Genomic DNA, 12,456 nt, shown 5'->3' with positions numbered 1-12,456 from the left:
GAATGTTTACTCGCTCATTATCCGGCTCGCGACGATCACCCGAGCGCCGCTCCAGCGACCTCAGCCTTCACACAAGAACCATTTGGATCCCGGCGGCGAACAAAACTCCTGCGAGTATGACCCTGGTGGCTGTTTGACCCAGCCATTTGAGGCCGATTGCCGTTCCTGTGATGGAGCCTCCCAGCGCGGCGATAGCATACGACCCGAAATGCAAAGACGGCACTTGGCCGGCGAGAAGAACTCCGGCTAACCCGACTGCGGAGTTCACCAGGATGAATGGGCTCGACAGCGCAGTGGCCTGCTTAGGAGACGCCCAATTCAATGCAATGAGCGTCGGAGCCAAGAACACTCCGCCGCCAACACCGGTCAGGCCAGAAACCAGGCCGACGATCGCTCCAACACTTGCGGTACCCCAGAGCGGCATTTGGCGATCGTGATCGGTGGCGCGATCGCGCCGTAAGGCCATCACGGCGCCTGCCAGCAGAAGGAGGCTGCCAGTCATTGGCCTGTAAATGTAATCCCTAAGCACGATAAGGCCGCCGCCGAGTGCCATTGGCGTTGATGAAAACAAAAGCGGACGCAGCATTGTCCAGTCAACGACTCTGTTGCGATTAAGGACCCAGGTTGAATAAGTCGCGACAGCGACGTTGAGAGCGAGCGCTGTCGGGCGCATCTCTGTTGGCGGAAGAGCGGCGAACACCATCAGCCCGAGAAACGCGGTCCCGCCCGCCTGCCCGACCGTCGCGTAGAGCATTGAGATGACGGCTAAACCCAGAGGAAACATGCTGCACCGACTTTGGCGAACTCTTCCGCCTTCGCAGGATTAATCGGTCAACGACTGCATCGCGAGGCAAGAGACTGCCTCTGCACCTTTGCTGCGTACTCCGGGCGCATGATCAGGCAGGCCTCCGTCACGACAACCGGCAAGTAGGTCGCACCCGATAGGCTCCGTCATGCTGACGGACGTGAAGTTCATGGACTTCGGCGACGCCGGGCCGATTGCGTCTCAGCTCGTACATCGGCTTCCGAGATCGAGAGTGCGGCCGTAGGCAACGAGCGAGCAGCATATCATTCAGGTTCATCGGGTGGCCACGTCTATATTCATCCTGATTTTCTTCTGGCTTGATTGAGTAGGATTGCCACGTGTGCGTCATCTTCATCAATTGCCAATGTTAGTAGTTGACCGTATCACCAGGCTCTGAACAACGGTCTGCATAACCTTGAAGCTGTCACCGAGGCGGCCGATGTATACTTGCACTAGCTACGCGTCTAAAGGCATCGGCCGATGTGCTGGCCGACAAGGCAGAATTGAAAAGGTATGCTGTTAACCGCGCGCTTTTCGCTTGAACGGCCAGCGCGTATCGCCCGAAGAGATGGGACAAGTGAGGCTTCCGTGGACTGCTGGCGAGCATCGCGGCTCCAGCTCATTGCTCCTGGAGTTTGATGCGAACTGATCCTTCGCGATGGATCGGCGGAGGAGGAAGCGAGGAAGCGCCAGGTGTCGGCATAGCCGCACCTCTGGCAAATGGCGGCGTGCCGGTGGCCGTCAAGGCAAATCCAGCAAAGCCGAGGCTCCGCACCACAGCCTTTGCGAGCAATCGGACAAGAGCTCTGCGAGCTTGTCGGGTTTGAGCCGATTTTCCTAGGCTGACGCTGTGCACACCATCGCAAGGCGCCTGTAGACTTCGTAATTTCGCCTTCGGCACGCAGCTTGCTTCGCCCAGCACACCATCACCGTCTCGCCTCCCGGCTGGGTGATGCAGGGGCGGACCGGACGTGTCACGGCGTGTTGTGTCCGCCCCGACCGATTTGCGGTGAGGTGCCATGAAACAGCATATGCGGGCGGCTGTGGCTGCGGTCGCCTTTGCTCACGCGCTCCGCCGCGAGGTCCTCAGCTTGTACGAACACGAAACCCGTGGATACAATAGGATCAGGGTGTGGGTAAACGCAAATTGGGCGAGCGGATACGACTCCGACAATCAGTGCAAAGTCGGCGGCTCACTGCCGTATATGTTTCACCAGGGCGTGAGATCACGTTGGCGGCTGAGGCCGCGCCCCCTGGGAGCGTACAGCGGCTTTGATCACGACACTTCATCTTTCTTTTCCGTAAAGGTCACCAGCAAGCACGCAAGGCTGTTCGATCACCGGGAAGGCGCGGACTTCACGTACACGATCTGGTCGGGGAGCCGCACTCCAATCACGGAGTGAATCGTTGAAGAACAATCTTGGGACTTTACTCCGCGCAGGTTTGCGCCGTAATCCGGGTTGCGCGTTTTCGGTCAGTGCAGCGACCGGGGCCGCTATGGTCACGAGCCGTCGGCTAGAGGTAGCTTCGATGGAGCGGTACACGGCCTACCTAGTCGGGCCAGATGGACATGCTGTGAGTTTCGTCGAATTTATCTGTTCTGATGAGGACGTAGCAAAGGAGCGGGTACGGCGCGTTGCAAATGATTACGCGATTGAGCTTTGGAAGAGCGATCGCAAGATAGTAGCGTATGAAGCACAACGGTAGCACTCGGCGGTAGAGGTGCGATGCGGTTATGCCCGTCTAGCGACGGAGGTTGAACGCTATATTCACCGTTCTCGCGCTGGATTCGCGATCATAACCTAGACTGGAGGTTCACTTCGACATCACCACGCGGATACGAACTTCTCCAAAAAGCGTTTTTGTGGGCTCTTTGGCCCGAGAACCACGCGCCCCCATCTTACAGAGGCCGCAGCAGCGCGGAGGCTTAGCCGCCCTTCTTGCGCCACAAGCGGCTTATCAAGACCAGGTTCGATCGGATTTGAGCAATCTGAGAATGAGTCGAGAATTATGTCCTGCATCCCTAACCCTAAAACACACTCTAGCCGTGCCGATGCCGGATCGTCAGCCTAACGATCCGTTTGCAAAACGACACCTGGTATCTTCAGCCCGAATGGTCCACGGACGCGAACACGGGCCTCTGCCGCTCAGCGAAAAAAAGGGCAGAAGAATCAGATACTTTTCACGGCCGCCACAATAAGCGGAAGGGTCCACGGGTACGCCGATTGAGGCAACGTCAGCTCCTTACTGCGGGCGGCACGGATACGCATGAGGGTGGCTTTTGTCGCTATAGGGCGACATCGGGTCATTATTCTTCGACGATGATTTTATGCGTCCCGGAATAAGCCGTGCCTCTGCAAGATCGGCAATAGCTCATGATGGCCGCGGAAGATGTAGTCCGGTTCTGTTGCCTGCAATCGCGAATTGGAAACAAATCCGCCGGTCATCGAGACACTCATAAGCCCCCAGGTCGCGTGCAATATTCTGGGTATATCGCCGATAATGAAGGTCGCCGGCGGTTTCGGGGCGTTTTTCTGCATGTACAGACGAAGCCGCTCCCCCTTGCTCATCGATTTGAACTGTGTGGCGCGGCTTTCAAAAGCAATCACCTCGCTGAGGTAGTCGTTGATTCCAAGCCTTCACAATTGGGATCGGAGAGGATCGACGACATGGTTGCTCACAATGACGGCATCCCGATTTGTGCGGCGCGTGAGTGAAAAATTCTCCAAAGCCCGGAGAGTGTTGATACCGTAGAGCGCGTCTTGCCTCTCCCCAAGAACGTCTTCTGCGGTTCGCATTTCGCCCTTAACATTGTATTCTTGCAATTCTAGGGTGACCCATCGATATCCCGACTGGACTTCTCCAAAGCAGATCTCCTCTAGCGAGAGATTATCTCCTGCAAAGTGCGGCCGCGATCTGACAAGGTCAGATCATGCAGCTGTCCTGGTGAGCACCGTTCTGACTTCCCCCTTACCTGAGCGGGCGACTGTCGAGGTGCGAGATGCTGCGAGCTTTGCCGATACATCGCTTATTCGGCTTTCCTATAGACGGTAGAGGAAGATAGAACAGTTCGGGGCAAATGCCCCTCCCCTCTGGCACAATTCGCGAGAGGCGCTGAACTGCATAGATCCAAGAAGCCGCGTTAGCTGGCCAATCCAATGGCCATCAATGTGGCGGGCATCACGCTGCGTGGCCGCTGTGTGTCGACAGCTTCGTGCCCCTCGCCAAGCATCGCGGATACCAATATCCGCATTGGCGTGCTTGTGAATTTCTCCCTATCTTTGAAGGCTTAGAAGAATATCGACGTAGACACTAACACGTTCAACGCATGTCCCGTTCGCGGCGTGTAAGTGATGCTCGTAGGGTTATTGACGTATGTCAGTCCTAAGCTTGAATATACCCCGGACGACAGATGTGCCGTGTAGGTTGCGGAAAGCGCCGTACTGTCGCGATGCACAAGATGGCCCTTGGCCACGGCAGCTTCTACTGCAACGTTGCTCCACGCAGTGTTGGTGGCAACAATCGCAATCTGGTCACTTGGACGGCTGTCAAACAACCCTTTCGCGTAGAGACGGAGCTCGAAATACTTACTCACCCTGTTTGAGTCGGGCGGCGCGTACATCACGGAAAATCCTGCATAGATGCCGCGAGTTGGTGAGCCTAGGACATCCGACTGCCAGAGTTGCCTGTCCGCTGCCGCGTAATAGATGCTGTTCCCGTCGGCCCTCGGTTGCTTCGGATCCTGCAAGTCGGTGTAGCTACTATTGTTGAAACCGGCACCTGCCCGCAACCAAGTCTCAGGTAAACCTGGAGCAGCTTTGTTCTTGTAGCCGGCTTCGTCGAGCAAGAGAACGCCCGCGTTCGTCGTGCTCCAGTTTAAGCCAGTCGGATTTTCGCGAATTTGCGCAAATTGACCGTCTGGACTGAGTGAACGCTGTACTGAAATCCTGTTGTAGAACCGATCATCAAAATTGTACTTTAGATTGAACGCTGGCGTCGGCGCGGCATTGTTGCTCATGCCTGCTTGGTACAAAATGTGGGATGACGCTCCAAAAACGTTTACTGCTGCGTTTCCTCCGACCACCGTGCCTACGAACTCATTTATGTTCCTGAGATAGCCCATTTTGAGTTCGAGTTTCCCGTCAAAAAACGTTTGATAGTAGCCGATCGTATTGATCCCAACTCTATCTGGCCCGCCGGGCTTCCATGTCCAGTACTGCTGCTGGGCTCCTACGATGATCTGACCATCGGGAATCCCAAATCGGCTGAGATCATAGGTCACGATCATGAAATTTAGGGTATTGAATGTCGGGTTCTGACCTGCATATAGCTGATCACGAATGGCGCTCTTCGCTGCATTCGGCAGCTGATTGTCCACGAAGGTGTTTACTGTCCCGCCAACATAGCCGATTCCGACTTCTCCCAGCGCAGATCTAACGCCGCCGTAATCCTGATCTACTGTATCGGCCGGACCGGGAATATTGAGCCACATACCTTTTTCGCGCAGGTCCTCGTACTTTGCAAATGGGCCGGCATTCTCCGGAATTTTATTCTTTGCAACCACACCCGCAGCTTCGCGCTTTGCTGCAAACGCGTTTTCGGTCTGTTCAAGCGCCGCGCTACCGGTGAGATGCGCAGCTTGTTGCGACCGATACCTTCGGTAGGACGTCGCCAGGCGGTTCTTCTTTTTAATTCCTCCGTCGGCGACCTCACCAGGAGTGTCACTTTGTGAGCTAGGCACGGTGGCAGCTTGAGCCAACGCCGCATCCACGATGAGATTCGCCGCGAGGAACACTGCGATAGTAATCCAACTCTGCGCGTTTGTTTCATGAATTTTCGTTCGCAACGCCCACGAGACGAAGCAATCGAGGGCTACGGAGCACTAAAACCTTTGAGGGCCGGATCCTCGATGATCGCGCGAGAAAGTTTGCGAGCGGTTTGCATGAAACGAATACGATCGCTGTAGACCTCACAGCTGACGCTAACGAGACGGCAGATCCATCACGCTTGCTGGCGTAGGCAGACCCATATTGCATCCCGACTTCCTTAGCGTGAGAGGCAAGACCTTAGCTGCCGTCCGATTGCCATGTGGTCACCATTGCATCAATTGCTAAGGTTGGTAGGTGATATCAGCCGCAGGGCCGCGAGGTACGGTACGAACGCCCATGCTGATTGACGCGCAGACGCCGGAGATCCGGCAAGCCATCGAGCATGCCATTTTGCCTAGTTCGGAACGCTATCGGCAACGGGCAGGAACCATCGCGCTCAAATGGCCTCGTTGCTCACGACCACCTGGCGCCCGTAAGCTTCTGCTAGGCATCCACAAAGCGATCGAATGATATCTCCTTTTTGGCCCTTCTGCGACCTCTGGCGACGTCTGCAATTCCGCCGCTATTGGCGGACGAGCGAACATCAGGGGTACCTGACCCGACACCCGGTTTATGAGCACGCGATCATAGTACCGCTACCAAGTAGCTGCTGAATCCAATTTGTCCTCTCAAGAACAATTACTGCTTTTCGATTTGCGAGCTCGAGCATCAGATTCATAGTTGAGTGCGATAGCTTCCGTTGTCCGGGTCCGGGTCGCGGCCAATCTTGTGATCCGTCTAAGCGACCTCAGCCGCGGGCTGCTTGGGGGACGTTACGTGTGTCACGCTGCTCCGACCATCGATGCTAACGGGTACTTCGCCGGCGATGGTTGCACGATGAACGAGGCGGTGTTGGTCGCCGTAGTCATTCACGGCGTAATGTTGTGTGGCGCGATTGTCCCAGATCGCTACATCGCCTTCCTTCCAGTTCCAGCGCACGGTGTTTTCAAGCGCCGTGATATGAGACTGAAACAAATCAAAAAGCTTCTGGCCGTCGTATTTCGGGACACCAATGAAGTTTTGCACTAGAGCACCGAGCACCAGCGTGCGTTCCCCGGTCTCCGGGTGTACGCGCACAACGGGATGCTCAGTCTGATAGATTGTTTTAGTGAAAACTTCGTCTAAGTGCCTTTTGTCGAGCTCGCTGGCGCGGGCCAGTATCGCGTAATCGAAGGCGTTACTGTGAAGGGCCCAGAGCCTGTCTGCAAGCCGTTGGAGAGGCGGAGCCAGGTCGAGGTAGGCCGTGACGGTATTTGACCAAACCGTATCGCCACCGAATGGTGGCATCACAATGCCTCGCAGCACCGCAATCTTGGGGTAGGCATCGATGAAGGTTCCATCAGTGTGCCAGAGGTCGGCCCGGCTACCGGCGCGAGCTGAATCAAGCTCGATGATCGACGCCGTTCCGTTAATCGCACCGAGCGTCGGATGACGTGCCAGCTTTCCGAAACGAACGGCAAAGCGCTCCTGCTCCGCATCATCAAGGTGCTCCTGTTGGCGAAAGAAGATAACCTTGTGCTCCAACAGTAGCTCATTGATCGAGGCGATCGTCTGCTCCGGCAAATCGCCCGACAGCTTAATATTTCGGATTTCCGCGCCGATGCGTGCTGCCCGTTTGATGATATCCGCGCAAGGAATGACATTGTTCGACAAGACCGTTGCAGTCATGGCTCCGGCGCCTCCAATTTTGCGGTTGCCACGGGATCACATTATTCAACTCGAAAGAGCGACGAACGCCAAATGGGGCTGCATGGCGGGATCCTTCATAGCCCGTGATGCAGCGGCGAGCCCTTGCTTGAGCTCTTCACGCGATCTCGGGTAGGTTAGTTCGGCGTTCGCGAAGGTCTTGATTTAAAATTGACCATTACGTCAGTTCGATCAATTGCCAGCATTGGTAGTTGACCGAGGTGAGAGCTCCGCAGTTCGCTGAGGGATTGATATTTCCTCCACTACCGAGTGAATTTGAAAAAGGCAATGAGAGCGGCTTTGTGATCGACTTAGAGGGGCGGTCTAAGCGATCCAGATTGCCGCGCTAAAGAGTCGCAGCGGTGACACCGAAGCGGAACTAACCAAAAAGCACTCCATTGCTCTCCATGCGCAATGTCTAGAAAAGGTCGGCGATAAGGAAACGCTGGTCAAGGTTCTTAACCCTTTGTCGAGTTGTGCGTTTTGTGTGGCGTGGTTTCACAGCAGCGGCGTTTCCCAGGCCCGGGCTACTCGATAATCACTAGCCGATACGAGCGTCGTGTGACCAACAACAGCGCGATTGCAAGCGTTGGTATTACGGCCAACCTCGTCGATCACATGCAAGCGCCCCGAGCCTGATACTACGATTGCTCCGGGGAGCTCGACGCGTCTATTGGCATCTCCGGGTTGACGAACCGCTTGCGTTGCAGATAATCGCAGGCGTCGAGGTTCTCTAGATCTAGCTTGATCTGGAGCTAAGAGGGAAGCCGGTGCGCTTTCGATTCGTTCAGGATCAAAGCAATGCCGGCGCTGCCCCCGCAACTGTAAGCGGCGAGCCCGTATCCAAACGCGTCACTGAAGCAAACGCTTCGGGAAGGCCGGATGCAGGCGATGACCCGCGAGCCAGGAGACCTGCCCCGACAACATAATCGTCCACGGGCGGGGTGTCCGGTGGTACGCCTAGCAGCAGGCCTCGCTTTGGCGGCCTTCCTGCCTGCGTTCCGCCATGGCCTTTGCCCCCACACAATGGGGATAAAGCTATGTCTCTTCTCTCACTTCCTGTCGCGACCCTCGGCATGCCGCGTATTGGGCCACGCCGTGAGCTCAAGCTGGCGCTCGAAGGCTACTGGGCTGGCAAGATCAGCGACCAGCAGCTCCTTGAAGCTGCAGCCGGTCTTCGTGTCGCCAATTGGGCACGTCAGAATCTGTTGGGCGTCACTATCATCCCGTCTAATGACTTTTCACTGTATGACCAGATTCTCGACACGAGCGTCACGGTCGGCGCCATTCCTGAGGCGTATGGCTGGGAGAGTGGTCCCGTCTCGCTGAAGACCTATTTCACCATGGCGCGGGGCTCGCAAGACCAGGACCGAGAGGCGAGCTGGGCTCACACCGGTCAAGGCCTTGGCGCCTCTGCGCAGGAGATGACTAAGTGGTTCGATACCAATTACCACTACATGGTGCCAGAATTCCATAAAGGACAGACCTTCAAGCTCTCTTCCCGCAAGCCGATCGAGGAATATGAGGAGGCGAAAGCCCTCGGCTATCAGACGCGTCCTGTCTTGGTGGGACCAGTCACCTTCTTGAAACTAGGCAAGAGCGTCGATCCAGCGTTTGATCCGATTTCGCTGCTCGATAGCCTCGTGCCCGTCTATGTCGAAGTTCTTAAAGAACTGGCGAAACGTGGAGCCGAGTGGGTCCAGCTTGATGAGCCCTATCTGGTGCTTGATCTGGACGAAACCACGCGGAATGGACTCCAGCGCGCCTACGGGCGTCTCGCCGAGGAGGTGCCTGGCATCAAGGTCATGCTTGCAACTTACTTCGGAGCAATCGGCGACAATTTGGCGACCGCTCTGAAGCTGCCGTTGGCCGGACTGCACGTCGATCTTGTTCGCGCTCCGGAGCAATTGAGGCAGATTGAATACGGCGCCCGCGCGGATCTCGTAATTTCACTCGGCGTCATCGACGGCCGCAACGTATGGCGTTCCAACCTGTCGGCACTGCTTGAGCAGTACAAGCCCGTCATTGCAAAGTTCGGCAAGGAGCGCGTGCAGCTCGCGCCTTCCTGCTCGCTTTTGCATGTGCCAATCGACCTTGCGCTCGAAACCGATCTCGATCGGGACGTGAAGAGATGGCTTGCCTTCTCGGTCCAGAAGATCGAGGAGCTCACGACCTTGGCGAAGGCGCTTGCGGGCGACGGAAATGTCATTGCCGCACTTTCCGAATCAGACCTTGCAGCGAGGGCACGCCAGGCATCGCCGAAAATCCATGACAAGGCCGTCGCCCGGCGAACGGCGGCGATTCACGAGGCAATGCGCCGCCGAAACAGTGCTTTTGCGACACGTGCGGAGGTTCAGCGCAAGCGTTTCGGCCTGCCGCTGTTCCCCACAACCACGATCGGGTCGTTCCCGCAAACGAGCGAGATACGCAACGCCCGCGCCGAGCATGCCAAGGGAAACTTGACAAAGGCGAAATATGAACAATTCTTGAAGAAGGAAACGGCCAGCGCGGTCCTCTGGCAGGAAGACATCGGGCTCGACGTGCTAGTCCACGGCGAGTTCGAGCGCAATGATATGGTCCAGTATTTCGCCGAGCAGCTCTCCGGATTCGCCTTCACTAGGCATGGCTGGGTGCAGTCCTACGGCTCCCGTTACGTTCGTCCGCCTATACTGTTCGGCGATGTCTCCCGCCCGAAGCCGATGACTATCGAATGGTGGCGCTACGCGCAGTCGCTGACCACAAAGCCGATGAAGGCAATGATTACGGGACCGGTGACAATCCTCACTTGGTCGTTTGTCCGTGACGACATTCCGCGCAGCGAGGCCTGCCGTCAGATCGCGCTCGCTATCCGTGACGAGGTCGCGGACCTGGAAAAGGCCGGCGCAACCATGATCCAAATCGATGAGGCCGCGCTACGCGAAGGTTTGCCGCTCCGTCGATCCGATTGGAGATCTTATCTCGACTGGGCTGTTGAAAGCTTCCGCCTGTGCTCGTCCGGTGTTGCCGATGCAACGCAGATCCATACCCACATGTGCTATTCGGAGTTCAATGCCATCATCCACGCAATTGCCGCGATGGACGCAGATGTCATCTCGATCGAAACCTCCCGCTCTAGGATGGAGCTGCTCGATGCGTTCACTGCCTTCAAGTACCCGAACGACATCGGCCCTGGCGTCTATGACATCCACTCGCCCCGCGTTCCCGACCCCTCTGAGATAGCGGATCTCATCACGCTGGCCCGCCAACGACTGTCGGACTCACAGCTCTGGATCAATCCGGATTGCGGTCTAAAGACTCGCAAATGGACAGAAGTTCGTCCGGCGCTCGTCAACATGGTCGCCGCAGCTCGCGAACTGCGCAAGTCTTCCTCATGCGAGCGTGATCTGGTGGTCAAAGCCGTGTTCGTCGGTGAGGCTGGCTTTGTACACCGGGCCCGCGATCGCGGCCCAATGACTCATTGAGGTAGCTGGGCCCACCGTCGCCGCAGTATGGCGCAGAGCTGTCGATAGCTCAAGCATGTCCGGCCCGGTCACGAGTCGGCTGCTCGTGTCCTTATGACGGGGACCCACGCTGGCAAAAGAGCTGAAATTTGGATGTCAATCACATCTCAACGTGCTAGCGCTATCACGACGTCATACTCGTTTAAATTGTCAATGCCCCGTTTTATAAGTGGGCTGCTCCACTAATGGAGCGACATGGAGTCGGAAATGTTTCAAGCGAGATGGAAATTGACGAAGCGGATCGGCGCGGCTTGCCTCGGCCCACTCATCCTGGCGGCGCCTGCAGCCGCGCAACCGATTTGGACCTGGACCAACCAATACGGCTCAACCCTGGCGGTCGACAATTATAATCCAAACACGGGCGCTATTTCCGGCATCTACACAAACAATGCGAGCAATAGCTGCGATGCAGGTGCCCCACAGACAATGACGGGCTGGCTCGCGCAGACCAATAGTGGCACGGCGATCAGCTTTTCGGTGAATTTTGTTGGCTGCGGATCGACAACCGTGTGGACCGGGCAGCTGAACGCTGCATCTGGATTTCAGGGACTTTGGCTCCTTTCACTCGCGGAACCGGTGGCGTGGAACGGCATTAGCGCCGGCGCGGACACCTTCACTTTCGCAAGCGGCGACAAATCGAAACTACCATCCGCTAGCGGCGAGGCGGCCAAGAGCGGTGGTGCAGGCGAAAAGCTCTCGAATACCAAGTTGCGCAAGTGACATGACCAGCCACATGGCAAAGGAAGGAACGTTATCACGCTGAGCTTTCGTCCCTGCCTTAATCTACCCAGACGCCCACTTTGGTCCAAAAGCGGATTTGGTATCGAAGATCGAGTCTTGCCGAGCCCGAACGCCTGACCTGTTCAGGCTCGGTATTACTCGTTGCAGGCGGGGCCAGCTGACCATATCGTTGGCCTGGGCTTCAAAATCGGTCTGTTTTGCGCAAATCGCTAGGATCGAGTTGCGCCTTGACGGCCATGGCAAAAATGGGGGCGACCAAATAGACTGAACTTTTGCCCGCACGTCTCGATCTCGGCTTGTGGCCGGCACGCCACCTCTTGCTATGACCTACTGATGTAGAAGATCCAGGTTTCCCGCGCGGTCACACTCAGCAGGTCCTTTACCGGCGGCGCCGCCTTGCGAATACTTACCCGGAGATCTACCTAGAGCATGATGTTTTTGACTGGAATCGGGGTTCCCAGAGCGGGCGATTTCTGATTCAAGCTCCATGCTGGAGTGCGGAGGCCAGCATGGATGACGCGCCCCTATTCGGAAGACATCCGTGAACGTGCCTTGGCTCGCGCTGACGCGGGCGAGACGGTTCGTTCGATCGCGAAGGCGCTACAGATCAGCCCCTCGTGTGTGACGAAGTGGAAGAACCTAAGGCGTGATACCGGAGGCCTGGCGCCCGGCCAGATCGGCGGCCACAAGAAGCGGGTTCTGTCGGATGCCAACGCCGACTGGCTGCGCAAACGCATTCGCTCGGGGCCATTCACCTTGCGCAAGCTGACGCAGGAGCTGGCCGCACGGGGGATCAAGACAGACGTGCGGGCGGTGTGGACTTTTGTTCACGCCGAGGGGCTCAGCTTCAAAAAAA

The 12,456-nt window shown here is 56.7% G+C and carries 5 protein-coding genes, 1 pseudogene and 1 riboswitch; of the genes and pseudogenes, 3 read left to right on the top strand and 3 right to left on the bottom strand.

The window, feature by feature from the left end; genetic code table 11:
* Positions 1-67 precede the first annotated feature (67 nt).
* The 3 genes from AOQ71_RS34270 to AOQ71_RS34250 form a co-directional block, all read right to left on the bottom strand.
* The gene (locus AOQ71_RS34270) at positions 68-784 is read right to left on the bottom strand and encodes a sulfite exporter TauE/SafE family protein (protein WP_057756797.1); all 717 of its coding nucleotides are present in this window, start codon (positions 782-784) and stop codon (positions 68-70) included.
* Between the two features lie 3,310 nt (positions 785-4,094).
* Entirely contained in the window at positions 4,095-5,600 is a 1,506-nt protein-coding gene (locus AOQ71_RS34255; RefSeq protein ID WP_245317319.1) for a carbohydrate porin, read from the bottom strand.
* Positions 5,601-6,411: 811 nt separating this feature from the next.
* Positions 6,412-7,341, bottom strand: coding sequence for a TauD/TfdA dioxygenase family protein (locus AOQ71_RS34250; RefSeq protein WP_057756791.1), 930 nt, complete (start codon positions 7,339-7,341; stop codon positions 6,412-6,414).
* A gap of 727 nt (positions 7,342-8,068) precedes the next feature.
* Positions 8,069-8,293, top strand: a riboswitch (cobalamin riboswitch).
* A 106-nt stretch (positions 8,294-8,399) separates the two neighbouring features.
* Between AOQ71_RS34250 and metE the strand changes: the two are divergent.
* From metE to AOQ71_RS34235, 3 genes and pseudogenes are all read left to right on the top strand, one after another.
* A pseudogene (gene metE, locus AOQ71_RS34245) lies at positions 8,400-10,727 on the top strand (5-methyltetrahydropteroyltriglutamate--homocysteine S-methyltransferase); the annotation flags it as partial.
* 360 nt (positions 10,728-11,087) lie between these two features.
* Entirely contained in the window at positions 11,088-11,579 is a 492-nt protein-coding gene (locus tag AOQ71_RS34240) for an avidin/streptavidin family protein (protein WP_245317318.1), read from the top strand.
* A 534-nt stretch (positions 11,580-12,113) separates the two neighbouring features.
* A partial coding sequence (locus AOQ71_RS34235; RefSeq protein WP_057742297.1) for a helix-turn-helix domain-containing protein occupies positions 12,114-12,456 on the top strand: 343 nt, incomplete at its 3' end.

It is taken from the genome of Bradyrhizobium manausense, from assembly GCF_001440035.1.
GTDB classification, from domain to species: domain Bacteria; phylum Pseudomonadota; class Alphaproteobacteria; order Rhizobiales; family Xanthobacteraceae; genus Bradyrhizobium; species Bradyrhizobium manausense.
This window is presented reverse-complemented; position numbering and strand designations above follow the sequence as displayed.

Coding starts and splice junctions, on each gene's coding strand:
- AOQ71_RS34270 (WP_057756797.1), bottom strand. CDS start 784: ATGTTTCCTCTGGGTTTAGCCGTCATCTCAATGCTCTACGCGACGGTC.
- AOQ71_RS34250 (WP_057756791.1), bottom strand. CDS start 7,341: ATGACTGCAACGGTCTTGTCGAACAATGTCATTCCTTGCGCGGATATC.